Genomic DNA, 25,018 nt, shown 5'->3' with positions numbered 1-25,018 from the left:
GACACACAACCCATTGACGCCCAACGCAACTCCCCCCACACTGCCCCGAAGTCAATCGGTACCCCAACCGAAACTTTCGGAGGCACCCGCATGAGACCCTCCAGAACAGCCTTATCCCTCCTCACCGCCGCACTGCTCCTCGCCGGGACGGCAACCTCGGCACACGCCGAAGACCCCCCACTGCGCGACCTCGCCACAGCCAAGAACAAAGTCATAGGCACAGCAGTAACCGGCAGCAAACTCACCGGAACCTACGGCGACATAGCCGGAACCCAGTTCAACTCCCTCACCCCCGGCAACGCCATGAAGTGGGAATCCGTAGAGCCCACCCAAGGCACCCACAACTGGACCGAGGCCGACCAGATAGTCACCTTCGCCCAGGCCCACAACCAACAGATCCGCGGCCACACCCTGGTCTGGCACAGCCAGAACCCCAGCTGGCTGACGAACGGCACCTGGACCCCGGCCCAGCTCAGCACCATCCTCCAGGACCACATCACCACCGAAGTCACGCGCTACAAGGGCCAGTTGGCGGCCTGGGACGTGGTGAACGAGCCCTTCAACGAGGACGGCACGTACCGCTCCACGCTCTGGTCCACCAACCTCGGCACCGACTACATCGCCCAGGCCCTGACCTGGGCGAGGGCGGCCGACCCGACCGCGAAGCTCTACATCAACGACTACAACGTCGAGGGCGTCAACGCGAAGAGCACGGCCCTGTACAACCTGGTCAAGTCCCTGAAGGAGCGCGGAGTACCGATCGACGGGGTGGGGCTCCAGGCCCACCTGATCCTCGGCCAGTACCCGTCGACCCTCCAGCAGAACATCCAGCGCTTCGCCGATCTGGGCGTGGACGTGGCGATCACGGAACTGGACATCCGTATGCAACTCCCCGCCACAGACGCCAAGTTGACCCAGCAGGCGGCCGACTACAAGGCCGTGATGGACGCGTGCGTGGCCGTGACCCGGTGCACCGGCGTGACCGTCTGGGGCTTCACGGACTCCGACTCATGGATCCCGGACGTGTTCGACGGATACGGCGCGGCGACCCCGTACACGGAGTCGTTCACCCCGAAACCGGCGTACTACGCGATAGCCCAGGCCCTCGGCGGCACCCCTTCCACGGAGGGCTGCACGGCGACGTACACGGTCCCGAACCAGTGGAACACCGGCTTCACGGGCCAGGTGACGATCGCGTGCTCGGGCAGGTCCCTGTCGTCGTGGCGGGTGACCTGGCCGTACGGCGCGGGACAGCAGCTCACGCAGGCCTGGAACGCCACCTGCACCCAGTCGGGGACGGCGGTGACCTGCGTGAACGCCTCGTACAACGGGACGGTGCCGAGTGGCGGTTCGGTGAGCTTCGGGTTCAACGGGACATGGAGCGGGAGCAACCCCGTACCAACGGTGACGCTGGGCTGATCCCGGCCTGATCTCGGGCTGATCCCGGGCTGATCTTGGGCTGAGAAGTGTGAGATTTTCCGAAGAATGCCGGGCACGGGCCTCCGCTCGTAATAATTCGGACGTACGTTCCTCCCTGTGATGGGAGAAGAGGAACAGATGTCGGACGACGACGGGGGCGCGGAGAGACAGACGGCCCGGCAGACGGGCCGGCGGCCGTCACGGTGGTTGAAGGCCGTCGGTTTCACGCTCGCCGGCACCCTGGTGCTCGCAGCGGCAGCCGGGGGCTACGCCTACTGGCACCTGAACCGCAACATCAAGAGCGTCGACATCAACAGCGCGCTCGGCGACAACCGCCCGGCCAAGACACAGGCACTGCCGTCGACGGGCGCGTCCGCCTCGGCGACACCGCTCCCGAGCGAGGCGCTGAACATCCTGGTCCTGGGCTCGGACTCGCGCAGCGGCAAGCGGAACCAGGCACTCGGCGGCGGCAGCAGCGAGGGCGCGCGGTCCGACACGGCGATGGTCGTCCACCTGGACGCGGGCCGTACGAAGGCGACGATCGTGAGCATCCCGCGCGACACGCTGGTCACACGTCCGTCCTGCCCGCTGTCGGACGGGGGTTCGACGGCGGAGGCGTACAACGTCATGTTCAACACGGCGTACTCGGTCGGCGGCCCGGTCTGCGCGGTCAAGACGGTGGAGTCGATGACGAACGTGCGTATGGACCACTACCTGGAGATCGACTTCGCCGGTTTCGCGGACCTGGTGGACGCGCTCGGCGGCGTCACGGTCACCACGGACGAGGACATCCACGACGACGACAGCCACCTAGACCTGACGGCGGGCGAACACCACCTCGACGGCACCCAGGCCCTCGCCCTGGCCCGCACCCGGCACGGCATAGGCGACGGCAGCGACCTGGGCCGAATTGGCCTTCAGCAGAAGCTCGTCAAGGCCCTCCTCCAGCAGGTCTCCTCGACGAACCTGCTGACCAGCCCCGCCAAGCTGTACAAGGTCGCCGACGTGGCGACGGGCAGCCTGACCACGGACACCGGCCTGGACTCCCTCAGCGAACTGATGAGCCTGGGCCAGAGCCTGCAGGGCCTGTCGGCGGACGAACTGAAAACGGTCACGATGCCGGTGGTGACAGCGGCGTCGGACGCCAACCGGGTGGTCGCGGAGGAGCCGGAGGCGGCGGAGTTGTGGGCCTCCTTGAAGTAACGACTCTGAAGTAGGGGGAAAAGTTTTCCGGAGGCCGTGTCGATCCGGGCCCTCCCCGTTCGACGCAGTGGTGAGAGCCCGGAACGGACCCGGACTCCGCCACACCCCAGGAGGAACCCCATGCCCCGTTACCTCTCCCTCGTGAAGATCGACGAGGCCACCGCCCCCGCCGAAGGCCCCAGCCCCGAGCTGATGCAGCGCATGGGCGAGCTGATCGAGGAGATCACCAAGGCCGGGGTGATGCTCGACAACGCCGGCCTGACCCCCACCGCACAGGGCACCCGCGTGCACTGGCAGGACGGCAAGATCTCCGTCACGGACGGCCCCTTCACCGAGTCCAAGGAGATCGTCGGTGGCTACCTCATCATGCAGTGCAAGGACAAGGCGGAGGCCCTGGAGTGGGCCAAGCGCTTCCTGAAGGTGCACGAGGAGTACTGGACGGTGACCTGCGAGGTGCGGGAGATCGCCGGGGGCTGAGCGGCCGGCGTTCCTTGGCCCCGAGCCCGCGAGGGGTGTCTGATGGTGGGTTGTGACACCAAAGCGCACACAGCCCACCCACCCCACCACGGACCCGAGCGAACCCATCGAGACCGTCATCGAGACGGTCTTCCGCCTGGAATCCCCCCGCATCATCGCGGCCGTCACCCGCACCGTCCGTGACATAGGCATCGCCGAGGAACTGGCCCAGGACGCCCTGGTCGCCGCCCTCGAACAGTGGCCCCGCGACGGCGTCCCCGACAACCCGGCCGCCTGGCTCATGACCACCGCCAGACACCGAGCGGTAGACCTGATCCGCCGCCGCGAGACGTACGCCCGCAAACTGCGGGAGATCGGCCGAAACCTGGAAACAACGGTCGAGCCCCCCGAACCCCCCACCCCCGAAGACATCGACGACGATCTCCTCCGCCTGGTCTTCACGGCCTGCCACCCGGTGCTGTCCGCCGAGGCCCGTATCGCCCTCACCCTCCGCCTCCTCGGCGGCCTCACCACACCCGAGATCGCCCGCGCCTTCCTGGTCCCCGAGGCGACAGTCGCCCAGCGCATCGTCCGCGCCAAACGAACCCTCGCCACGAAGAACGTCGCCTTCGAGGTCCCGTACGGCCCCCAGCGCGAGGCCCGTCTCGGCTCGGTACTGGAGGTCATCTACCTGATCTTCAACGAGGGTTACGCCGCCACAGCAGGCGACGACTGGCTGCGCCCCGCCCTCTGCGAGGACGCCCTGCGCCTGGCCCGCGTGCTGTCGGGCCTGATGCCGAAGGAACCCGAAGTGCACGCGCTGACAGCCCTGTTGGAGCTGCAGGCGTCCCGCTCGGCGGCCCGCACGGGCCCGACCGGAGAACCGGTGCTCCTCAAGGACCAGAACCGCTCCCGCTGGAACCGCATGCTGATCGCCCGAGGCTTCACGGCCCTGGCCCGAGCGGAAGCGGCCGGCGCCACGACATCGACATCAGGCCCAGGCCCGTACACCCTCCAGGCCACCATCGCCGCCTGCCACGCCCACGCCCACTCCTACGACACCACGGACTGGCCCCGCATCGCCGCCCTGTACACGGCCCTGGCCACCCGATCCCCGTCCCCAGTAGTCGAGTTGAACCGAGCGGTGGCCGTCTCGATGTCCGAGGGCCCGGCCCAGGCCCTCCAGATCATCGAACCCCTGACAACCGACCCAACCCTCCGCGACTACCACTTGCTCCCCAGCGTCAGAGGAGACCTACTCCAACGCCTGGGCCGGACAAAGGAGGCAAGAGTGGAATTCCTAAGAGCAGCAGAACTAACCCAGAACGAACGAGAACGGCACTTGCTGCGTACGAGGGCGAGCGAGTGCGCCCGATAGGGGCGCGGGGCTGTATCCATCTGCGGCTCCGCCGCGGGGCGCGACACTCCACCCTCGCACGAGCGCGCCCGATAGGGGCGCGGGAAACTGCGCGACAAGCCCCCACCGGCCCGCGGACTCAATACAACCCACCCCGCGAAGCCCCCGACACAGGCTGACCAATCAGCATCGCCGGCGCCCCCGCCACCCGAGTAAGAAAAACCGTCGCAGAGTTAGGCCCAGAAAGCTTCACCTTCTTCCGCAACTCCTCCGGCTCAACAGCAGACCCCCGCTTCTTAACGGTCAACACCCCAACCCCCCGCTCCCGAAGCACCGCCTTCAACTTCTTCACCCCGAACGGCAGTTGATCGGTGATCTCATAAGCAGAGGCAAAGGAAGTGGCCCGCAACTCATCCCCCGTCACATAGGCGATCGTCTCGTCGACAAGCCCCCCACCCACCTCCTCGGCAACCTCCGCCACCAGATGAGCCCGAATAACAGCCCCGTCAGGCTCGTACAAGTACCGCCCCACAGAACGCACTTCAGGATCAGGCAACCCCCGCCCGTCCAGAACACGCGGCCCCGGCAACAGAGTTGCCCGCACAGACCCACCCCCAGGCCCCGCCCCGAACCACAGCACCGCCTCCTTCACATCCCCGCCGTCCGAGATCCACTCGGCCCCCGCCTCACCGGGAATCGCCTCGTGCGGCACCCCGGGAGCGATCTTCAGCGCGGCCAGCGGAGCCTTCCTGGCCGCCCCCACGGCCCACGACAACGGCGGCGAGTACGCCTCGGGATCAAAGATCCGACCACGCCCACCCCGTCGCCCCGGATCGACGAACAAGGCGTCGTAGGCCGAGACGTCGACCTCGGCGACATCCGCCTCCCGCACCTCCACCAACTCCCCGATCCCCAGCGCCTCGGCGTTCGCGCGCGCGACGGCGACGGTGAGCGGATCCCGGTCCACGGCGAGAACACGGACGCCCGCCCGGGCGAGCGCGATCGCGTCGCCCCCGATCCCACAGCACAGGTCGGCGACCGAGGTCACGCCCAACTCCCTGAACCGTCCCGCCCGGTACGCGGCCACACTCGCCCGAGTCGACTGCTCGACCCCGTTGGGCGTGAAGAACATCCGCCCGGCGTCCTCGGCCCCGAACTTCGCCACCGCCCGCTGCCGTAGCCGTTCCTGCCCGAGCGCCGCCGAGACCAGTTCGGCGGGATGCGTGCGGCGCAGCCGGGTGGCGACGGCCAGTTCACGGGCCGGCTCGGTACCGCGCACCTCGTCGAGGAGGGCGCGGCCCACAGGGGTGAGCAGGGCGGCGAAGGCGGAGAGGGGAGTGGCGAGGTCGTTCACCGCCTCATTGTGGGCCAGCCGGTGGACGGCGCGCTTCCGGCGGCGGTGTCGGCCGTACTCCATGGCCACGCCCTGGGAAGATCCGGCACCATGCGAACAGTAGGACAAACATACAAAAACCGGTCCATCGCCCGCGCCGGAATTCTCGCGCTCGCCGCAGCCGCCCTCGCCTCCGCCTGCGCGGAGGGCGCCGCCCCGCCGAAGAACGCCCGCCCCGCCCCCGGCCAGGAACTCCGCCTCCACGCACCCCCGGCCCGCGCCCTGGACGCATACGCCCGAAAACTGGGCCGGGCACAAGCGGCCCGCACGGCCCCGGCCAAGCGCTGGGGCCTGACCGCACCCCCACTCACCGCCCTACGGCAACTACGGCGAGGACAGCTTGCGCGCCACGTCGTGCGGCGTGAAGCACGTACCGTTCCTGTGGACCGAGCAGGGGTGAGCCTGTTCAGTCGCGCGCCCCGAACGGTCTTGGGCGTACTGGTCCCCGGCGTACTCGACCCCGGGGCGGCGACACGCATCCTGTGCGTGGTCCGGACCCGGGAGGCCGGTTTCCTCACGACCTGGCCGGTTGGGTACGGCCAGAGGCGACGGGGAGGCCCTGATTCATCCTCTGGTGGAGCAGGGGCCCTGCACGCTGGCACCGCACCTCGTGGCCCAGATCGCACAGCCACGCTAACCCGGACGGCCCAAGACACCGCAAGCCTGGAAGCCGACCATCACACGATCGAGCTAAAAAGACCTTGTTCGCGCTCCTCCGCAAGGAAGATGCCACCTCTCTGGAACGAGGAGGTCTTCGCCGACCGCTGGGACTACCGCGAGTGGGACCGGGACATCCACCCCGGCGACATCGTCCTCAGCCACTTCCGGGGCGAGGGCGACTGGAAGGGCACGATGCCCGACATGGTCCGCCGCTTCATGAAGCTCGTCACCGCCAAGGGGTACGCGGTGGCCCGCCTGGAGGACTACCTGTGACCGCGCGCCCCCTGGCCGCCGCCGCACTCGCCGCCGCGCTCCTGGCGACGACGGCCACCGCCTGCGCCCGGCCCGTGGCCCCCATCGAACGCCCGGTCGAGAAGGCGGCACACGCCGACTCCGCGCCCGACGACCCCCAGGCCTACCGCCGCTGGGGCCTGCCGGCCCCGTTGCCCCCACCCCCGCCCGCGCACCCGAGGGCCCGCCTCCGCACGGCGGGCCCGGGCCTCCCCCCGGTCGTCGACCACATCCCGACCCACGACAAGGTCGTCTTCCTCACCTACGACGACGGCGCCGAACGCGACCCCCGGTTCGTCGACCTGGTCCGCGAACTGCGCCTCCCGGTCAGCATGTTCCTCACGGACAGTGTCGTGGGCCCGGGCTACGCCCACTTCGCCCGTCTGCGCGAGGTCGGCGCCAACGTCCAGAACCACACCCTGGACCACCAGTCCCTGCGGGGCCTGCCGTACGCCGGCCAGCGCGCCGAGATCTGCGGCCAGCAGGACAAACTCCGCGAACGCTTCGGCATCCGCCCCCGCCTCTTCCGCCCGCCCTACGGCACGTACGACACGACCACGCTGAGGGCAGCGGCGGACTGTGGCGTATCGACGGTGCTCCTCTGGACCAAGGGGGCACCCCTCCGCCCGGGCGCCATCGTCCTCGTGGGCCCACCCCAGGTCGAACAGACACTGAGGCTGCTCAGGGAGACGCAGGAGAGAGGCCTGAGCGTGGCCCGCCTGGAGGACTATCTGTAGGGCTGCCCGCGGCGCCTTTTCGGTGCACCGCGTCTCATGGAATTAGCAGTCCGCTTGACCGAGTGCTAATCGCGGTCATAGTCTCAGGTCTGGCACTCCCCCCTGGAGAGTGCCAACAGCGACGGGCAGGTCCGGCACCCGCGACGACGGATCCACCTGGTCGCCACCTCAGACAGTTAACCCCGTGAGATCTCCGAAGGGGGAGGTCGGATCGTGACGACCACCAGCTCCAAGGTTGCCATCAAGCCGCTCGAGGACCGCATTGTGGTCCAGCCGCTCGACGCCGAGCAGACCACGGCCTCTGGCCTGGTCATCCCGGACACCGCCAAGGAGAAGCCCCAGGAGGGCGTCGTCCTGGCCGTGGGCCCGGGCCGCTTCGAGAACGGCGAGCGTCTTCCGCTCGACGTGAAGACCGGCGACATCGTGCTGTACAGCAAGTACGGCGGCACCGAGGTGAAGTACAACGGCGAGGAGTACCTCGTCCTCTCCGCTCGCGACGTGCTCGCGATCGTAGAGAAGTAATTCACCCGGTGATACCGGCACCACCGGTATTGCCAGATTCACCAGCATTGCAGTGAACTGCGCCCCTGGCCCCCGCGACCTCAACAGCCGGGTGCCGGGGGCGCAGTTCGTTCTCCCAATTTTCCGAGAGGGCTGAACCGCTCCCATGGCGAAGATCCTGAAGTTCGACGAGGACGCCCGTCGCGCCCTTGAGCGCGGCGTCAACAAGCTTGCCGACACGGTCAAGGTGACGATCGGCCCCAAGGGCCGCAACGTCGTCATCGACAAGAAGTTCGGCGCTCCCACCATCACCAACGACGGTGTCACCATCGCGCGCGAGGTCGAGCTGGACGACCCGTACGAGAACCTCGGCGCCCAGCTGGTGAAGGAGGTGGCGACCAAGACCAACGACATCGCGGGTGACGGTACGACCACCGCCACCGTGCTGGCCCAGGCGCTCGTCCGCGAGGGCCTGAAGAACGTCGCCGCCGGCGCCTCCCCGGCCGCCCTGAAGAAGGGCATCGACGCGGCGGTCAAGGCTGTGTCCGAGGAACTCCTCGAGACCGCCCGCCCGATCGAGGAGAAGTCCGACATCGCCGCCGTGGCCGCGCTCTCCGCGCAGGACACCCAGGTCGGCGAGCTGATCGCCGAGGCGATGGACAAGGTCGGCAAGGACGGTGTCATCACCGTCGAGGAGTCCAACACCTTCGGTCTGGAGCTGGACTTCACCGAGGGCATGGCCTTCGACAAGGGCTACCTGTCCCCGTACATGGTGTCCGACCAGGAGCGTATGGAGGCCGTCCTCGACGACCCGTACATCCTGATCCACCAGGGCAAGATCTCCTCCATCCAGGACCTGCTGCCGCTGCTGGAGAAGGTCATCCAGACCAACTCCTCCAAGCCGCTGCTGATCATCGCCGAGGACGTCGAGGGCGAGGCCCTGTCGACCCTGGTCGTGAACAAGATCCGCGGCACCTTCAACGCGGTCGCCGTCAAGGCCCCCGGCTTCGGTGACCGCCGCAAGGCGATGCTCGGCGACATGGCCGCGCTCACCGGCGCCGAGGTCATCGCCGAGGAGGTCGGCCTCAAGCTCGACCAGGTCGGCATCGACGTCCTGGGCACCGCCCGCCGCGTCACCATCTCGAAGGACGACACGGTCATCGTCGACGGCGGTGGCGACACCGGCGCCGTGGCCGGCCGCGTCAACCAGATCAAGGCCGAGATCGAGAACACGGACTCCGACTGGGACCGCGAGAAGCTCCAGGAGCGCCTCGCGAAGCTGGCCGGCGGCGTGTGCGTGATCAAGGTCGGCGCCGCCACCGAGGTGGAGCTGAAGGAGAAGAAGCACCGTCTCGAGGACGCCATCTCGGCGACCCGCGCCGCGGTCGAGGAGGGCATCGTCTCCGGCGGTGGCTCCGCGCTCGTCCACGCCGTGAAGATCCTCGAGGGCAACCTCGGCAAGACCGGCGACGAGGCGACGGGTGTCGCGGTCGTCCGCAAGGCCGCCGTCGAGCCGCTGCGCTGGATCGCCGAGAACGCCGGCCTGGAGGGTTACGTCATCACCTCCAAGGTCGCCGAGCTCGACAAGGGCCAGGGCTTCAACGCCGCCACCGGCGAGTACGGCGACCTGGTCAAGCAGGGCGTCATCGACCCGGTCAAGGTCACCCGCTCCGCCCTGGAGAACGCGGCCTCGATCGCCTCCCTCCTCCTCACGACCGAGACCCTGGTCGTCGAGAAGAAGGAAGAGGAAGAGCCGGCTGCGGGCCACGGCCACGGCCACTCCCACTAGTCGAGGCACCGGCCAGAACACCGGCCGACGAAGAAACCCCCCGTTCCTGGCTGGAACGGGGGGTTTCTCCCTTCGCGGGCGGTCACATGACTACTGCTCCAGTGCGTCCAGCGCCCCCAACTGCCCCATCAGCCCCAGCCGGTCGTACTGCCACCAGCCCTCGACGATCTTCCCGTCCGTGTCGAACCGGAAGATGGTCGCGCCGGTCATCGAGGCCTTCCTCCCGCTGTTGGGGATCCCCAGGAACTCGCCCCGCTGGGTCCCGTTCCATGTCCAGCGCGTGCAGACCCGGTCGCCCTGGGCGATCTGGTCCTCGACGGTGAACGCGAAGTCGAAGGACGCACGCCACATCTGCATCTCGCGCCGCGCCGCGTCCAGCCCGAGGTTGTCCTGCTCGTTGGACGGATCGTGGTCGTGGTAGTGCTCCACGAACAGGTCGTTGAGCGGAGGCAGTTCACCCCGGGTGGCGATCACCTCGAAGAACCGCCGCGCGGTGTCCGCGCACAACTGCTCGTCCCGTACGACGTCCAGGTCGGTGAACGTCGGCATCTCGTCGCACAGGGCGACCATCTCGCGGAAGATCCGGTCGGTCTCGGGAAGGTTCGAGTTCCGCATCGCCTCCTCGTACGACGGGAACTCCACGATCTCGACGAAGTGCGACGAGTCCGAGAGATCCTTGCCGATCAGTGTGTGCGTCGCGGTCCGCTTCCCCTTGGTCTGCTCGACCCAGGTGTCCATCAGCCGGTTCATCTCGTCGAACCGACTGGTCTTGCAATCGATCAGCTGTACGAATGTCATGGCGCCGCCTCCGGCCCCCCTGGGTCCGGTACCTCTCTCCATACTCCCACCGGAGCGACGACGACACCTCTGCCGGAGACCGCGGAGGCCACCGGGACCGCTGAGGTTACTGAGGCCCGTACTTGCGCCCCGTCTTGGACGAGATCCCGCCCAGCAGCGCGCGGGGCGTCACCTTCACCACGCCCATCAGCGCCTTGTAGCGCGGGTCCGGAATCGACAGCGACTTGCCCCGGGCCAGATCCGCGAGCGCCGCCGCGACCAGCTTGTCCGCGTCCAGCCACATCCAGTTCGGGATGTTGTCCGTCCCCATCCCGGCCCGCTCATGGAACTCCGTACGCACGAACCCGGGCGCCAGCGCCATCAGCCGCACCCCGCTCCCCGCCAGGTCCTTCGCCGCCCCCTGCGTGAACTGCACGACCCACGCCTTCGACGCCCCGTACGTACCGCGCGGCACGAAGGCGGCGACGGACGCGACATTGACGACACCCCCGCGCCCCCGCTCCCGCATCGCCTCGGCCGCCGCACCGGTCAGCCGCAGCACCGCCTCGCAGTGCACCTTGAGCATCCTCAGCTCGTCCGCCATCGGTACGTCGAGATAGCGGCCCTTGTTGCCGAAGCCGGCGTTGTTGACCAGCAGGTCGACGGGGTTCTTGCGGTCGCCGAGGCGCGCGGCCACCGCGTCGATGCCGGCGTCCGTCGCGAGGTCGGCGCTCAGCACCTCCGCCTCGATGCCGTGCCGGTCGTGCAGTTCGGTCGCCTGCTCGCCGAGCCGTTCGGCGTCGCGCGCCACCAGGACGAGGTTGTGGCCGTCGGCCGCCAGCCGCCGCGCGAACGCGGCACCGATTCCCGCGGTCGATCCCGTAATCAGAGCCGTTGTCATGGCGCAAGATTAGTGACCCGGACTGTTCCCGTCCCTTCCCGTCCGCCCCCTGCACGCTCCCTCCAGATCGTGAAGTCCCCGCCCGGACCTCCGACGTAATGCCTTGTCAGCAGCCGTGCCGCGTCCGCGCGTCAGCCGTGTTTCTTCACATATTCGTGAGCCCTCGCCGCCGCCTCCGAATGCAGGGCCGCACCGGCCGTGAGCAGCCGGGGCATCAGGGCCCGCTCGGTCGTCAGCGCCCGGAAGTACAGGGCGACCGTCACCTCGTGCTCCGGCCGGTGCACGATCTCGACCTGGTCGCCCGCCCGTATCGCACCCGGCTCGATCACCCGCAGATAGGCACCCGGCGCACCCCGCTCCGTGAACCGTTTCACCCACCGTTTCTCACCCAGATGGCCCTGGAAGGTCGCGCAGGGAATACGCCCGCTGGTGACTTCGAGGACCACCTCGGACCCGATCCGCCAGCGCTCGCCGATCAGCGCGCCGGACACATCGAGGCCCCGAGTGGTGAGGTTCTCGCCGAACATCCCGTCGCGCAGCGGGCGGCCCAGCTCGCGCTCCCAGTCGTCGAGATCCTCGCGCGCGACCGCGTACACCGCCTGTTCGTCGCCGCCGTGGTGCTCCTTCGAGCAGATGGTGTCCCCGGCCAGACCGCTGCCGCCGATCCCCTTGAGCCCGGGCGCCGCCACCCGCACCGGCCCGTCCACCGGCCGCTTGTCGATACCCGTGCCCTGCGGATGGTCCGTGTACGGCACGGACTGCGCACGACCCACGTTCACGGACAACACCTTCATCACAGCACTCGCCCCCGTATCCGCCCCAGCATCCATGACCCCACGCTAAATCAGACTTGCCCAAAGCGTCGACGTATTATTCTCCCCCATCCCCAAGAATCACTTATGATCGAAAAATGATCGAAGCCCGTCACCTCCGTGTCCTGCGCGCCGTGGCCACCACCGGCTCCTTCTCGGCGGCGGGCCGCGAACTGGGCTGCACCCAGCCCGCCGTGAGCCAGCAGATGAAGGCACTGGAAGCCTCGGTCGGCACCCCGCTGCTCGTCCGCAACGGCCGCGAGATGCGCCTGACCCAGGCGGGCGAGGCCCTGGTGCGGCACGCGGCCGGCATCCTCTCGGGCCTCACGGCGGCGGAGGAGGAGGTCGCCGCGATCGCCGGCCTGCGCGCCGGGCGGGTCCGGCTGGTCTCCTTCCCCAGCGGCAGCTCCACCCTCGTACCGACCGCCCTCGCCGCTCTGCGCGCCGCCCACCCCGGCACCCGGGTCTCCCTGGAGGAGGCCGAACCCCCGCACTCCGTCGAACTGCTGCGCGAGGGCGACTGCGACGTGGCCCTCGCCTTCCGGTACGAGGGCGCGGCGGGCGCCGGTGAGTGGGACGACCTGGTGGTCCGCCCGCTCCTCACCGACCGGCTCGTCGGCCTCGTACCCGAGGGGCACCGGCTGTCCCGCGCGGAGTCGGTCGCCCTGGGTGAACTCGCCGCCGAACCATGGATCGCCGGCTGCCCGCGCTGCCGGGGCCAGCTGGTCGAGGCCTGCGAGAGCGCCGGCTTCACCCCGCGCATCGACTTCGCGACCGACGACTACCCCGCGGTGGTCGGCCTGGTGGGCGCGGGCCTCGGCGTGGCCGTCCTGCCCCAGCTCGCCATCGACTCCGTACGGCCACGGGGTGCGCGTGCGGTGACGCTGGAACCGGCGGTACGGCGGGAGATCGTCGCGCTGACCCTGCCCGACCTGGCGAAGGTGCCGGCGGTGGCGGCGACGCTGGACGAGTTGGCGCGGGCGGCGGCGCGGGCCTGAGGTGAGGCGGGACCGAGATGGTCCCCAGCCTCAGAAGAAACGTTCCTTCAGTTGTTCGAGCCGAGGTCCCCGGCACCGGCCGACGCCGACACCAACCGGTGACGGGCCCGCCCCATCAGCTCTTCGCGTTCGTCCTCGGTCAATCCGCCCCACACGCCGTACGGCTCGCGCACCGCCAGCGCGTGCGCCGCGCACTGCGCGCGGACCGGGCATCTCATGCAGACCTCCTTGGCCGAGTTCTCACGAGCGCTCCGTGCCGCACCGCGCTCCCCCTCCGGGTGGAAGAAGAGCGAGCTGTCGACCCCGCGGCAGGCCGCGAGGAGCTGCCAGTCCCAGAGGTCCGCGTTCGGACCGGGAAGGCGGGAGAAATCTGCCATTACATGTCCCCTTGTTGCCGTTCTGGGCTGAGGTGATGCCTCCGACCGTACAACTACGATCTAAGGAGATGAAAATATGACTCATTGCGAATCTAGCCTCAGACACCAACAAATGGGAAGAAAAACGGCTGAATGGGGCATAGGTTGTGATGAAACGTTGAGGGTCTGTTGTGCATGTCTGCACCGTGTCCACGCCCTCACGTAGAGTGCCGAAGACGACACACAGCCCCGTAACTCTTTCGAGTGACCATCGTTGAGAGTGCGGAGGCGGTTGGAGGAACAAGCGCTCGGACGGGCGGCAGTACCCACTGCCGGGAAAATCGGTCGAGCGTCAACCGCACAGGTGACGATTAGTACCAGCCTGGAGGCTCAAGGTGACGCGCATCAGCTGCGGAGGGCGGCCATGACATCCGTCCTCGTCTGCGACGACTCCCCGCTTGCCCGAGAGGCGCTCCGCCGCGCGGTCGCGACCGTGCCCGGTGTCGAGCGCGTGACCACGGCGGCCAACGGCGAGGAAGTCCTCCGCCGCTGGGGTGCCGACCGTTCGGACCTGATTCTGATGGACGTACGCATGCCCGGTCTGGGCGGCGTCGAGACGGTCCGGCGGCTGCTGTCCGCGGACCCCGGAGCACGCATCATCATGCTCACCGTCGCCGAGGACCTGGACGGCGTGGCGCTCGCCGTCGCCGCCGGCGCCCGCGGCTATCTGCACAAGGACGCCTCGCGCGCCGAACTGCGGGCCACGGTGACGCAGGCACTGGCCGACCCGACCTGGCGGCTCGCGCCGCGCCGGCTGCGCTCGGCCGAGATGGGCGCCGCGCCCACGCTCACCGCGCGTGAGATCCAGGTCCTGGAAGGCATGAGCCACGGCCGGTCGAACGCGGAGATCGGACGCGAGCTGTTCCTCTCCGAGGACACGGTGAAGACGCACGCCAGGCGCCTTTTCAAGAAGCTCGGCGCCTCGGACCGCGCGCACGCGGTGGCGCTCGGTTTCCGGTGGGGTCTGGTCCGATAAGTGGGCCTCAGCGGGGGTGAAGAAGTCCCCGCCTACCGCAAGGTGGGCGGGGGTGGCAAAACGGCCCGCCGGACGCCCGCTGCTCGTTTCGCCGCGGATGCCGCATCCTTGAGGTGTGGAGTTCCTCGGGGACGAGTCGGTCGAGCGGAAGGGGAGGGCGCAGGATATGAGTTCCGGCGCACCTGCTCATAACGCTTCGGTGCACAACAACGGACGCGGTGCCACGGAGAGAGCGGCGCCAAGGCACCATGGTCCGATGCGCGACGACGAGGCGGCTTATGCCCATGGGGTGATTGGTGGTCTCGTCCACCGTGCCGTCGACGGGGACGAGCAGGCCACGCACGACCTGCTCGCCCATGTCCACCCCCTCGCCCTGCGCTACTGCCGCACCCGGCTGTCCCGACTGCCGGGCGACGCGCGGCACTTCGTGGAGGACCTGGCGCAGGAGGTCTGCGTCGCCGTTCTCCTCGCTCTGCCGCGCTATCGCGACACCGGACGCCCGTTCGAGGCGTTCGTCTTCGCGATCGCCGCGCACAAGGTCGCCGACCTCCAGCGCGCCGCGATGCGCCACCCCGGTTCGACGGCCGTCCCCTCGGACGAGATGCCGGAACGCCCCGACGACTCCCTCGGCCCCGAGGAACGCGCGTTGCTGAGCAGCGACGCCGAATGGGCCAAGAAACTCCTGGCCAACCTCCCCGAGAACCAGCGCGAACTGCTCCTGCTGCGCATCGCGGTGGGTCTCACCGCCGAGGAGACCGGCCAGATGTTGGGAATGTCACCTGGAGCGGTGCGTGTCGCGCAGCATCGCGCGCTCAGCCGCTTGCGGGCGCTGGCGGAACAGTAGTCCTGGCGGCGGAACAGTGGTCCTGGCCGCGGTCTGAACGGCCGGGGCGTCGATTCCGTACGAACATACGAAGCCTGAGGGTGCCTCGCACCGTGGAATTCGGGACCCGTGCTTCCCGTTAGCATGGACATCCGCACCGATCAAGGCCATTTGGGGAAGGTGTCATGACTGCCAACGTCGACGGAGTGCCCGCCAAATTCGCGACCCTCGGGCTCACCTACGACGACGTGCTGCTGCTGCCGGGCGCATCCGAGGTGCTGCCCAACGCGGTCGACACCTCGTCCCGCATCTCCCGCAACGTCCGGGTCAACATCCCGCTGCTCTCCGCGGCGATGGACAAGGTGACCGAGTCGCGCATGGCGATCGCCATGGCCCGGCAGGGCGGCGTCGGTGTGCTGCACCGCAACCTCTCCATCGAGGACCAGGTCAACCAGGTCGACCTCGTGAAGCGCTCCGAGTCCGGCATGGTCACCGACCCGATCACGGTGAACCCGGACGCGACGCTGGCCGAGGCCGACGCGCTCTGTGCCAAGTTCCGCATCAGCGGCGTCCCGGTGACGGACGGCAACGGCAAGCTGCTCGGCATCGTCACCAACCGCGACATGGCCTTCGAGACCGACCGCTCGCGTCAGGTCCGTGAGGTCATGACGCCGATGCCGCTGGTCACGGGCAAGGTCGGCATCTCCGGCAGCGACGCCATGGAGCTGCTGCGCCGCCACAAGATCGAGAAGCTTCCCCTGGTCGACGACTCCGGTCTCCTCAAGGGCCTCATCACGGTCAAGGACTTCGTCAAGGCCGAGAAGTACCCGGGTGCCGCCAAGGACTCCGAGGGCCGGCTGCTGGTCGGCGCGGCCGTCGGCGCCAGCCCCGAGGCGCTGGAACGCGCCCAGGCGCTCGCCGCGGCGGGCGTGGACTTCCTGGTCGTCGACACCTCGCACGGGCACAACAGCAACGCCCTGAGCTGGATGTCGAAGATCAAGTCGAACGTCCACGTCGACGTGATCGGCGGCAACGTCGCCACGCGTGACGGCGCCCAGGCCTTGATCGACGCGGGCGTCGACGGCATCAAGGTGGGCGTCGGCCCCGGCTCCATCTGCACCACCCGCGTCGTCGCCGGCATCGGCGTACCGCAGGTCACGGCCATCTACGAGGCGGCCCTCGCGGCCCGCGCCGCCGGCATCCCGGTGATCGGTGACGGTGGCCTCCAGTACTCCGGCGACATCGGCAAGGCGCTCGCCGCAGGTGCCGATTCGGTCATGCTGGGCAGCCTTCTCGCCGGCTGCGAGGAGTCGCCCGGCGAGCTGCTCTTCATCAACGGCAAGCAGTTCAAGTCGTACCGCGGCATGGGGTCGCTGGGCGCCATGCAGTCGCGCGGCCAGGCGAAGTCGTACTCCAAGGACCGCTACTTCCAGGCCGACGTCGGCTCCGACGACAAGCTCGTCCCCGAGGGCATCGAGGGCCAGGTGCCCTACCGCGGCCCGCTGGCCGCCGTACTGCACCAGCTCGTCGGCGGCCTGCGCCAGACGATGGGCTACGTCGGCGCGGCCACCGTCTCCGAGATGGAGTCCAAGGGCCGCTTCGTCCGCATCACGTCGGCGGGGCTCAAGGAGAGCCACCCGCACGACATCCAGATGACGGTCGAGGCGCCCAACTACAGCCGTAAGTAGGCGCGCGCGGTAACCAGGCGGGCGAGGGGCGGTCCCGGAGGTACTCCGGGACCGCCTCCGTCGTGCCCGTCGGGGATACTGGGAGGCGCAGAACCGAAGAGGGAAAGGCCACACACGTGACTGAGATCGAGATCGGGCGCGGCAAGCGCGGCCGTAGGGCGTACGCCTTCGACGACATCGCCGTCGTCCCGAGCCGTCGTACGCGCGACCCGAAGGAGGTCTCGATCGCCTGGCAGATCGACGCCTATCGCTTCGAGCTGCCCTTCCTGGCGGCCCCCATGGACTCGGTCGTCTCCCCGGCCACCGCGATCCGCATCGGCGAGCTGGGCGGCCTCGGCGTCCTGAACCTGGAAGGCCTCTGGACGCGGTACGAGGACCCGCAGCCGCTGCTCGACGAGATCGCCGAGCTGGACGTGGACAACGCGACACGCCGCCTCCAGGAGATCTACGCGGCCCCCATCAAGGAGGAGCTGATCGGCGCGCGCATCAAGGAGGTGCGCGACTCGGGCGTGGTCACCGCCGCCGCGCTCTCCCCGCAGCGCACGGCCCAGTTCTCCAAGGCCGTCGTCGACGCGGGCGTGGACATCTTCGTCATCCGCGGTACGACGGTCTCCGCGGAGCACGTCTCCGGCGCCGCCGAGCCGCTGAACCTGAAGCAGTTCATCTACGAGCTGGACGTCCCGGTGATCGTCGGCGGCTGCGCCACCTACACCGCGGCCCTGCACCTGATGCGCACCGGCGCGGCCGGTGTGCTGGTCGGCTTCGGCGGCGGCGCCGCGCACACCACGCGCAACGTGCTCGGCATCCGCGTCCCGATGGCCACCGCGGTCGCCGATGTGGCCGCCGCCCGCCGCGACTACATGGACGAGTCCGGCGGCCGGTACGTGCACGTGATCGCCGACGGCGGCGTCGGCTGGTCCGGCGACCTCCCCAAGGCGGTCGCCTGCGGCGCCGACGCGGTCATGATGGGCTCCCCGCTGGCCCGCGCCACGGACGCGCCCGGCAAGGGCCACCACTGGGGCATGGAGGCGGTGAACGAGGAGCTGCCGCGCGGCAAGAAGGTCGACCTCGGCACGGTCGGCACGATCGAGGAGGTCCTCACGGGCCCGTCGCACATTCCCGACGGCTCGATGAACTTCTTCGGTGCGCTGCGGCGGGCTATGGCCACGACTGGGTACAGCGACCTGAAGGAGTTCCAGCGAGTTGAGGTCGCGGTGGCGGACTCGGTGCATCAGCGGTAGTTCGTAGGACGCAATAATCGGGGCCCGAAAAGGGGGCCGGTCACCTTGGCAGGTGACCGGCCCCCTTTTGGCTGTCCGGCGCGGGGGCGCGTGGTGTGGGGCGCGGGCGCGCGGTTGCGTTCGGGGTGGATACGGGCTGGTCAGGGGAGGCGTGGGGGCTAGCGTGTGTGTCGGCGCCCCAGTTCTCTGGAGCGCCCCCTTCCAGGGACATGGTTCCGGACCCCCGCCCGTCGGGGCCCGGCCCGAGTTCCAGCAAACCGCCCACCGGGTCAACTGGGCGGCATCGCGGAAGGGGGCGCCCATGGGTCGCCACCGCAAGCCCACCCGCTGGGATCGGATCCGTCTTCGGGCGGTCAAGTTTCAGAGGAGGTGCGTCTTGTGGATCTATGGACGGTGAGCGGCCGCCCCTATAAGAGCTAGGGGCGGACACTCCGCTATCCGTTCGGAGCCTGCCGCAGTGACCGCTGCGGTGGGCTCCACCTCTTTGTACGGTACCGGGTTCGCCGTCGGGCGGCCCGGTACCGTAGATGGTGCATCTTGTGGACATACGGAAAGCGAGCGGCCACCCCCAAGAGACATAGGGGTGGACACCTCGTTCACCTTCAGGAGCCCGCCGCAGTAAAGCGCTTACCCCCTGCGATGGCCTCCACTCCGTACGCTACCGACGCAAGCACCCCCCGCGCCACCAGCCCCGGAGGCGCAGCCAGCCGCACGCGCCCCCCTTCACAACCGATGCGCCGCCCCCGTAGGCGTAGCCCCCCGCGTGTCCAGCAGCAGCTGCGCCTTCACCGACAACCCCTGGAGGTCGTACGTCCGGTGCTGCTGGAGGAGGATCGTCAGGTCCGCGTCGGCCGCCGCCTCGTAGAAGGAGTCCGCGCGCGGGACGGGGCGGTTCAGGACGCTCCAGGACGGGACGTGGGGGTCGTGGTAGCTGACGGAGGCGCCCAGTTCCATCAGGCGGATCGCGATCTCCTGGGCGGGGGAGCCCTGTTGGTCGGCGAGGTCCGGCTTGTAGGTGACGCCCAGGAGCAGCACGCGGGCGCCTCGGGCCGACTTGCCGTGCTCGTTCAGAAGCGTGGCCGCGCGCTGGATGACGTACTGGGGCATGTGGTTGTTGACCTGCTGGGCGAGTTCCACCATGCGCAGGGTGCGGCCGGTGTGGCCCCGGAGGTCCTGGGGGACCGCGTGGCCTCCGACGCCCGGGCCGGGGCGGAAGGCCTGGAAGCCGAACGGCTTGGTCTCCGCGCAGCGGATGACGTCCCAGAGGTCGACGCCCAGGTCGTTGCAGAGGACGGCCATCTCGTTGACGAGGGCGATGTTGACGTGGCGGAAGTTGGTCTCCAGAAGTTGGACTGTTTCCGCTTCCCGGGGGCCACGCGCGCGTACCACCTTGTCGGTGAGCCGGCCGTAGAAGGCGGCGGCCGACTCGGTGCAGGCGGGGGTGAGGCCGCCGATGACCTTGGGGGTGTTGGCGGGAGTGAAGTCGCGGTTGCCGGGGTCGACCCGGCTGGGGGAGTAGGCGAGGTGGAAGTCGCGGCCCGCGCGGAGGCCGGAACCCTCTTCCAGGAGGGGGCGCAGGAATTCCTCCGTCGTGCCCGGCTGCACCGGTGACTCCAGGATCACCGTGGTGTGCGGGCGCAGGCGTGCCGCCAGGGTGCGGGCGGCTGCCTCGACCTGGCTGAGGTCGAGCGTTCCGTCGGCGCCGCGCGGGGTGGGGGCGCAGATGACCGCGGTGCGTACGCGGCCGAGTTCGGCGGGGCCGGCCGCTGTCCGGAAGCCTCTGGAGAGCATCCGGCGCAGTTCGGCGGCGGTGAGGGAACCCGCCTCGGGGCCGGTCTTGTACCCCAGGGTGGGGATGCCGGCGGCGACGGCGGCCTGGGCCAGCGGCAGGCCGAGATGTCCGAGTCCGATGACGGCGAGATCTGCGGGCATGCGTGGGCCGTCCTTCCCAGTAGCCGAAGCGGGACAGGTGCGCAAGCCCTGTGGACTGGACGGGCGAGCGCAATGTCAGACTAGGAGTAAATATGACCGATATGTGGGATTGGGTGGGCGAGTTTCCACAGGTGTTTCCGTGGAGGTTGTCCACAGGCTGAGGGCGGGTGGTGGCCGAAGTCGGGCAACCCGGTCAGAATTCGGGCAGGGGGATCAGGGCAGGCGCAGCCGTACGACGGGATGCAGACAGCCGGTCGTACGGACACGGCCGGCGCGACCGACAGCGGGAGGCAGCGATGAGGACAGCGGCACTGGGACCGGCGCAGCGCGACGAGTCACTGGCAGCGATGGCCGAGCGCGAGCTGGACGTGCTGGTCGTGGGCGCGGGCGTGGTCGGCGCGGGCACCGCGCTCGATGCCGTGACCCGCGGTCTGTCCACGGGGCTTGTGGAGGCACGTGACTGGGCGTCGGGCACGTCGAGCAGGTCCAGCAAACTCATCCACGGCGGCCTGCGCTATCTGGAGATGCTCGACTTCGCCCTCGTACGGGAGGCGTTGAAGGAACGCGGGCTGCTGCTTGAGCGGCTCGCACCGCATCTGGTGAAGCCGGTGGCCTTCCTGTATCCGCTGCAGCACAAGGGCTGGGAGCGGCTGTACGCCGGGTCGGGCGTCGCGCTCTACGACGCGATGTCGATGGCCCGCGGGCACGGGCGGGGCCTGCCGACGCACCGCCATCTGAGCCGCCGTCACGCCCTGCGCGTCGCGCCCGCCTTGAAGAAGGACGCGCTGGTCGGAGCGTTGCAGTACTACGACGCGCAGATGGACGACGCCCGCTATGTGGCCACCCTGGTGCGCACGGCCGCCGCGTACGGCGCGAAAGTCGCCAACCGCGCGCGGGTGACCGGCTTTCTGCGGGAGGGCGAGCGGGTGGTCGGCGCCCGGGTGCAGGACGTCGAGGCCGGTGGGGAGTACGAGATCCGGGCCCGCCAGATCGTCAACGCCACGGGGGTGTGGACCGACGACACCCAGGGGATGGTCGGCGAGCGCGGCCAGTTCCACGTCCGGGCGTCCAAGGGCATCCATCTGGTCGTCCCCAAGGACCGGATCCACTCGACGACCGGGCTGATCCTGCGCACCGAGAAGTCCGTGCTGTTCGTGATCCCCTGGGGCCGGCACTGGATCGTCGGCACGACGGACACCGACTGGGACCTCGACAAGGCCCACCCGGCGGCCTCCAGCGCCGACATCGACTATCTGCTGGAACATGTGAACTCGGTGCTTGCCGTGCCGCTGACCAGGGACGACGTCCAGGGCGTGTACGCGGGGCTGCGGCCCCTGCTCGCCGGTGAGTCCGACGCCACCAGCAAGCTGTCGCGCGAGCACACCGTGGCGCATCCGGTGCCGGGGCTCGTGGTCGTGGCGGGCGGCAAGTACACGACGTACCGGGTGATGGCGAAGGACGCCGTCGACGCGGCGGTGCACGGGCTCGACCAGCGGGTCGCCGAGTGCGTGACGGAGGACGTGCCGCTGATCGGAGCCGAGGGCTACCGTGCGTTGTGGAACGCCCGGGCACGGACGGCCGCGCGCACCGGCCTGCACGTGGTGCGCGTGGAGCATCTGCTGAATCGGTACGGCTCACTGGCGCAGGAGGTCCTCGATCTGATCGCCGCGGACTCCTCGCTCGGCGAGCCGCTGCAGTCGGCGGAGGACTATCTGCGGGCGGAGATCGTGTACGCGGCCTCGCACGAGGGGGCGCGGCATCTCGACGACGTGCTGACGCGGCGGACCCGGATCTCCATCGAGACGTTCGACCGGGGGACGCGCAGTGCCCGCGAGGCGGCGGAGTTGATGGCGCCGGTCCTCGGCTGGGACAAGGACCAGATCGAGCGAGAGGTCCAGCACTACGACAAGCGGGTGGAGGCGGAGCGTGAGTCGCAGCGTCAGCCGGACGACCTGGCGGCGGACGCGGCGCGGCTGGGCGCGCCGGACATCGTGCCGCTCTGACACCGTTTCACGGCGACGCTCTCGAACTCCCGATCGTCACTCGAACGAGTGTCGTGAGCTGGGATCTTTGTCCGGCACTTGTCCGTTCTACGGGGTGCGGGGGCGGAACTCGGCGGCGGGCGGGGCCGGTTCGGGGTCGGGTCCCGCGCTCTTGTCCGTGTTCATTCGGAGGTCGTTCCGAGGTCGTTCGGAAGGTGAGGAGGCACCGACCGCAGGTGGGGCGGTGGAACGCGTGCTTCACGCGGTCCCTCTTCCCACAGGCCACCGTCCGTCCCGAGGGGCACCCGGGGCGTCGGCCGCTTGTCGGGTGAGGGACAATGGAGGTTCTGTCAGGGCGGGTTGCATGAGGGGACGCATGTCGGAGGCGGAGCGGGCGGGCGCATCCCGTGAGGACAAGAGCGAGCGTCTCCTCGCCGGGCGGTACCGGCTGGGAGGGGTCCTCGGCCGCGGCGGCATGGGTACCGTCTGGCGCGCGGAGGACGAAACCCTGGGCCGGACCGTCGCCGTCAAGGAGCTGCGGTTCCCGGGGAGTATCGACGAGGAGGAGAAGCGGCGGCTGATCACGCGGACGCTGCGCGAGGCCAAGGCGATCGCGCGGATCCGCAACAACAGCGCCGTGACCGTCTTCGACGTGGTCGAGGAGGACGACCGGCCCTGGATCGTCATGGAACTCGTCGAGGGCAAGTCGCTCGCCGAGATGATCCGTGAGGACGGGCTGCTGGAGCCGCAGCGCGCGGCCGAGGTGGGCCTCGCGATCCTCGACGTGCTCAGGTCCGCGCACCGTGAGGGCATCCTGCACCGCGACGTGAAGCCGTCGAACGTGCTGATGTCCGAGGACGGCAGGGTCGTCCTCACCGACTTCGGTATCGCGCAGGTCGAGGGCGACCCGTCGATCACCTCGACCGGCATGCTCGTCGGCGCGCCCTCCTACATCTCGCCGGAGCGGGCCCGAGGCCACAAGCCCGGCCCGGCAGCCGACCTCTGGTCGCTCGGCGGCCTGTTGTACGCGTCGGTCGAGGGTGTGCCGCCGTACGACAAGGGGTCCGCGATCGCGACGCTGACCGCCGTGATGACGGAGCAGCTGGAGGAGCCGAAGAACGCGGGCCCGCTGAAGGACGTGATCTACGGGCTGCTCACCAAGGATCCCGCCAAGCGGCTCGACGACGCCGGTGCGCGCACGATGCTCAACGCGGTGATCCACGCGCCCGAGCCCAAGGAGGCCGAGCCGGAGCCGGCGGACGTCACGAAGGTCGTGCCGTTGCCGCCTGTGCCGGGCAAGGGCAAGCGGGCGGACAAGGGCGCGGAGAGTGGGAGTCCGGCGGACTCGGGCTCCGGGGGCAAGCGGGGCGAGGAGGCCGGCGAGCGGTTCCGTGGGGCGTTCCGGTCCGTGAAGAAGGCGGCGGCTGTCGCGGCGGGGGCCGGGGCTGGGGCGGCTGTTCGTACGAAGGGCGCCGACTCCGCCGGGACCCCCGGTACTTCGGAGTCCGGGGGCGCGGCAGCGGCCGGGCCCGGTGCGGGTGTGGGTGCCGTGTCCTCGGGAGGCGCGCCCTCCGGGAGTTCGGCCTCGGGCAGCGCGGCCTCTGGGGGTGCGTCCTCCGGGAGTTCGGCTTCCGGGAGTTCGGCTCCCGGCGGAGCGTCCTCCGGCGGCGCGGGCTCCGGGAGTGCTGCTTCCGCCGGGGTGGCGGGTGAGGCTGCGAAGAGTGGGGGTGCTCAGGGGGCCGTTGTTCCCGGGGCGCGGGACGGCAAGACTCGGGAAGCCGGGGCTCCGGCGGGTAACGCCGGTACCGCGGGGCGGAGTTCGGGGTGGCCTGTCGTGCCGCCGCCGGATCTGCCGCCTCGGCCGGTGCCCAGGGCGCCGATCACCGATGTGGTGCCGAAGCGGACGCTGGTGATCATCGGGGTGGTCATCGCGGTCATCGTGCTCGGCGTGGTGCTGGCCCTCGTGCTCGGGGGTGACGACTCCGACGACGCCGCCGGCGCGAAGAGCGGTGGCGGCAAGGTGACTTCCTCCGCCTCCGCCTCTGCCTCGTCCTCCGCCGAGACCAAGGAGGACAAGGACGACGGCACCCGTACGGACGGCGGGCAGAGTGCCGGCGCCTCGAAGAGCGCCGAGGCGGGGACCGGCTCGGGTACGGGGACGGGCACGGCGAACTCGCCCAGTGCGACGGCGAGTGAGTCCAGTGGTGTCACGGGTGTGTCCACTTACACGAGTGGGCAGGGGTTCTCCATCGGGTTGCCCACCGGGTGGAAGTTCGAGTTCACAGGGGCCGCGGGTGCCCGGTTCGCGGGTCCCGCCGGGCAGAAACTGCTCGTCGGGTGGACCACTACGCCCAAGTCCGATCCCGTGGCGGACTGGGAGAACCAAGAGCAGTACATGACGCGTTCGCAGTACGACAGGATCCGAATAGCGAAGGTGAACTACCGCGGCTGGAACACGGCCGACTGGGAGTTCACCTATGCGGACGGCGGGACGACGTACCGGTCGGTGGACCGGGGGTTCGTCGTCAACAGCCAATCCGGGTATGCGCTGATGTATACGGCGAAAGCGTCCAATTGGGGCACCGAGCTGCGCAAGGAGACATGGCGGACGTTCACCGAGACGTTCGAGCCGAAATCGTGATGTGCGCGGTTCCGAGTTGAGGCCG

Annotated in this window: 20 protein-coding genes and 1 pseudogene; 15 read left to right on the top strand and 6 right to left on the bottom strand. The window is 69.4% G+C overall.

The features are described from left to right. Positions 1-90 precede the first annotated feature (90 nt). The 4 genes from LUX31_RS15905 (at position 91) to LUX31_RS15890 (ending at position 4,456) form a co-directional block, all read left to right on the top strand. Positions 91-1,419: an endo-1,4-beta-xylanase gene (locus LUX31_RS15905; protein ID WP_235475447.1), complete on the top strand. Its 1,329-nt coding sequence runs from the start codon at positions 91-93 to the stop codon at positions 1,417-1,419. Between the two features lie 138 nt (positions 1,420-1,557). Continuing rightward, positions 1,558-2,622 (top strand): LCP family protein, encoded by a 1,065-nt coding sequence (locus LUX31_RS15900; protein ID WP_235475446.1) that lies wholly within the window; start codon positions 1,558-1,560, stop codon positions 2,620-2,622. 120 nt (positions 2,623-2,742) lie between these two features. Continuing rightward, the gene (locus LUX31_RS15895; RefSeq protein WP_235475445.1) at positions 2,743-3,099 is read left to right on the top strand and encodes a YciI family protein; all 357 of its coding nucleotides are present in this window, start codon (positions 2,743-2,745) and stop codon (positions 3,097-3,099) included. Positions 3,100-3,205: 106 nt separating this feature from the next. After that, positions 3,206-4,456 (top strand): RNA polymerase sigma factor, encoded by a 1,251-nt coding sequence (locus tag LUX31_RS15890; RefSeq protein WP_235479939.1) that lies wholly within the window; start codon positions 3,206-3,208, stop codon positions 4,454-4,456. A 118-nt stretch (positions 4,457-4,574) separates the two neighbouring features. On the opposite strand, the gene LUX31_RS15885 is transcribed toward LUX31_RS15890, so the two are convergent. After that, positions 4,575-5,852, bottom strand: coding sequence for a THUMP-like domain-containing protein (locus LUX31_RS15885; protein WP_443045966.1), 1,278 nt, complete (start codon positions 5,850-5,852; stop codon positions 4,575-4,577). A 708-nt stretch (positions 5,853-6,560) separates the two neighbouring features. On the opposite strand from LUX31_RS15885, the pseudogene LUX31_RS15875 reads away from it, so the two are divergent. The 4 genes and pseudogenes from LUX31_RS15875 to groL all read left to right on the top strand — a co-directional run. Then, a pseudogene (locus LUX31_RS15875) lies at positions 6,561-6,761 on the top strand (polysaccharide deacetylase family protein); the annotation flags it as partial. Next, positions 6,758-7,516, top strand: coding sequence for a polysaccharide deacetylase family protein (locus LUX31_RS15870; protein WP_235475443.1), 759 nt, complete (start codon positions 6,758-6,760; stop codon positions 7,514-7,516). The pseudogene LUX31_RS15875 and the gene LUX31_RS15870, both read left to right, overlap by 4 nt. Positions 7,517-7,729: 213 nt before the next feature. Further along, entirely contained in the window at positions 7,730-8,038 is a 309-nt protein-coding gene (groES, locus tag LUX31_RS15865; RefSeq protein ID WP_017239619.1) for a co-chaperone GroES, read from the top strand. A gap of 145 nt (positions 8,039-8,183) precedes the next feature. After that, the gene (gene groL, locus LUX31_RS15860) at positions 8,184-9,806 is read left to right on the top strand and encodes a chaperonin GroEL (RefSeq protein WP_235475442.1); all 1,623 of its coding nucleotides are present in this window, start codon (positions 8,184-8,186) and stop codon (positions 9,804-9,806) included. A gap of 90 nt (positions 9,807-9,896) precedes the next feature. Here the strand turns inward: groL and LUX31_RS15855 are convergent, their stop codons facing one another. The 3 genes from LUX31_RS15855 to LUX31_RS15845 form a co-directional block, all read right to left on the bottom strand. After that, positions 9,897-10,604 (bottom strand): ester cyclase, encoded by a 708-nt coding sequence (locus LUX31_RS15855; RefSeq protein WP_235475441.1) that lies wholly within the window; start codon positions 10,602-10,604, stop codon positions 9,897-9,899. Between the two features lie 106 nt (positions 10,605-10,710). Continuing rightward, positions 10,711-11,484 (bottom strand): SDR family NAD(P)-dependent oxidoreductase, encoded by a 774-nt coding sequence (locus LUX31_RS15850; RefSeq protein ID WP_235475440.1) that lies wholly within the window; start codon positions 11,482-11,484, stop codon positions 10,711-10,713. Positions 11,485-11,615: 131 nt separating this feature from the next. Further along, positions 11,616-12,278 carry an MOSC domain-containing protein gene (locus LUX31_RS15845; protein ID WP_235479938.1) on the bottom strand — a complete coding sequence of 221 codons (663 nt, stop codon included), beginning with the start codon at positions 12,276-12,278 and terminating at the stop codon, positions 11,616-11,618. Positions 12,279-12,394: 116 nt separating this feature from the next. Here LUX31_RS15845 and LUX31_RS15840 point away from each other — a divergent pair, with 116 nt between their 5' ends. Further along, a complete protein-coding gene (locus LUX31_RS15840) occupies positions 12,395-13,294 on the top strand; it encodes a LysR family transcriptional regulator (protein WP_235475439.1) in 900 nt (299 codons plus the stop codon). 47 nt (positions 13,295-13,341) lie between these two features. On the opposite strand, the gene LUX31_RS15835 is transcribed toward LUX31_RS15840, so the two are convergent. Continuing rightward, positions 13,342-13,671: a WhiB family transcriptional regulator gene (locus LUX31_RS15835; protein ID WP_235475438.1), complete on the bottom strand. Its 330-nt coding sequence runs from the start codon at positions 13,669-13,671 to the stop codon at positions 13,342-13,344. A 403-nt stretch (positions 13,672-14,074) separates the two neighbouring features. On the opposite strand from LUX31_RS15835, the gene LUX31_RS15830 reads away from it, so the two are divergent. The 4 genes from LUX31_RS15830 to LUX31_RS15815 all read left to right on the top strand — a co-directional run bounded on the left by LUX31_RS15830 (position 14,075) and on the right by LUX31_RS15815 (position 18,438). Next, positions 14,075-14,686: a response regulator transcription factor gene (locus LUX31_RS15830; RefSeq protein ID WP_003948568.1), complete on the top strand. Its 612-nt coding sequence runs from the start codon at positions 14,075-14,077 to the stop codon at positions 14,684-14,686. A 256-nt stretch (positions 14,687-14,942) separates the two neighbouring features. After that, positions 14,943-15,530 carry a sigma-70 family RNA polymerase sigma factor gene (locus LUX31_RS15825; protein WP_235475437.1) on the top strand — a complete coding sequence of 196 codons (588 nt, stop codon included), beginning with the start codon at positions 14,943-14,945 and terminating at the stop codon, positions 15,528-15,530. 164 nt (positions 15,531-15,694) lie between these two features. Continuing rightward, complete coding sequence (gene guaB, locus LUX31_RS15820) at positions 15,695-17,197, top strand: IMP dehydrogenase (protein WP_235475436.1); 1,503 nt, start codon at positions 15,695-15,697, stop codon at positions 17,195-17,197. 116 nt (positions 17,198-17,313) lie between these two features. Beyond that, entirely contained in the window at positions 17,314-18,438 is a 1,125-nt protein-coding gene (locus LUX31_RS15815; protein ID WP_235475435.1) for a GuaB3 family IMP dehydrogenase-related protein, read from the top strand. A 723-nt stretch (positions 18,439-19,161) separates the two neighbouring features. On the opposite strand, the gene LUX31_RS15810 is transcribed toward LUX31_RS15815, so the two are convergent. Next, on the bottom strand, positions 19,162-20,370 hold the full coding sequence (locus LUX31_RS15810; RefSeq protein WP_235475434.1) for a nucleotide sugar dehydrogenase: 1,209 nt from the start codon (positions 20,368-20,370) through the stop codon (positions 19,162-19,164). Between the two features lie 296 nt (positions 20,371-20,666). Between LUX31_RS15810 and LUX31_RS15805 the strand changes: the two genes are divergently transcribed. Both LUX31_RS15805 and LUX31_RS15800 read left to right on the top strand, forming a co-directional pair. Next, entirely contained in the window at positions 20,667-22,373 is a 1,707-nt protein-coding gene (locus tag LUX31_RS15805) for a glycerol-3-phosphate dehydrogenase/oxidase (protein WP_235475433.1), read from the top strand. 355 nt (positions 22,374-22,728) lie between these two features. Further along, positions 22,729-24,993 carry a serine/threonine-protein kinase gene (locus tag LUX31_RS15800; RefSeq protein ID WP_235479937.1) on the top strand — a complete coding sequence of 755 codons (2,265 nt, stop codon included), beginning with the start codon at positions 22,729-22,731 and terminating at the stop codon, positions 24,991-24,993. Positions 24,994-25,018 lie beyond the last annotated feature (25 nt).

Source organism: Streptomyces sp. GQFP (assembly GCF_021545335.1).
Lineage (GTDB): Bacteria > Actinomycetota > Actinomycetes > Streptomycetales > Streptomycetaceae > Streptomyces.
The sequence above is the reverse complement of the archived record's forward strand: the minus strand, read 5'-3'. Positions and strand labels throughout refer to the sequence as shown.

Bases quoted from the DNA above. Each gene is read 5' to 3' on its own strand.
- LUX31_RS15845 (WP_235479938.1), bottom strand. From the start codon at position 12,278: ATGAAGGTGTTGTCCGTGAACGTGGGTCGTGCGCAGTCCGTGCCGTAC.
- LUX31_RS15835 (WP_235475438.1), bottom strand. From the start codon at position 13,671: ATGGCAGATTTCTCCCGCCTTCCCGGTCCGAACGCGGACCTCTGGGAC.
- LUX31_RS15850 (WP_235475440.1), bottom strand. From the start codon at position 11,484: ATGACAACGGCTCTGATTACGGGATCGACCGCGGGAATCGGTGCCGCG.
- LUX31_RS15885 (WP_443045966.1), bottom strand. From the start codon at position 5,852: ATGGAGTACGGCCGACACCGCCGCCGGAAGCGCGCCGTCCACCGGCTG.
- LUX31_RS15810 (WP_235475434.1), bottom strand. From the start codon at position 20,370: ATGCCCGCAGATCTCGCCGTCATCGGACTCGGACATCTCGGCCTGCCG.
- LUX31_RS15855 (WP_235475441.1), bottom strand. From the start codon at position 10,604: ATGACATTCGTACAGCTGATCGATTGCAAGACCAGTCGGTTCGACGAG.
- LUX31_RS15840 (WP_235475439.1), top strand. From the start codon at position 12,395: ATGATCGAAGCCCGTCACCTCCGTGTCCTGCGCGCCGTGGCCACCACC.
- LUX31_RS15830 (WP_003948568.1), top strand. From the start codon at position 14,075: ATGACATCCGTCCTCGTCTGCGACGACTCCCCGCTTGCCCGAGAGGCG.
- LUX31_RS15900 (WP_235475446.1), top strand. From the start codon at position 1,558: ATGTCGGACGACGACGGGGGCGCGGAGAGACAGACGGCCCGGCAGACG.
- groL (WP_235475442.1), top strand. From the start codon at position 8,184: ATGGCGAAGATCCTGAAGTTCGACGAGGACGCCCGTCGCGCCCTTGAG.
- LUX31_RS15825 (WP_235475437.1), top strand. From the start codon at position 14,943: ATGCGCGACGACGAGGCGGCTTATGCCCATGGGGTGATTGGTGGTCTC.
- LUX31_RS15800 (WP_235479937.1), top strand. From the start codon at position 22,729: ATGTCGGAGGCGGAGCGGGCGGGCGCATCCCGTGAGGACAAGAGCGAG.
- guaB (WP_235475436.1), top strand. From the start codon at position 15,695: ATGACTGCCAACGTCGACGGAGTGCCCGCCAAATTCGCGACCCTCGGG.
- LUX31_RS15905 (WP_235475447.1), top strand. From the start codon at position 91: ATGAGACCCTCCAGAACAGCCTTATCCCTCCTCACCGCCGCACTGCTC.
- LUX31_RS15805 (WP_235475433.1), top strand. From the start codon at position 20,667: ATGAGGACAGCGGCACTGGGACCGGCGCAGCGCGACGAGTCACTGGCA.
- LUX31_RS15895 (WP_235475445.1), top strand. From the start codon at position 2,743: ATGCCCCGTTACCTCTCCCTCGTGAAGATCGACGAGGCCACCGCCCCC.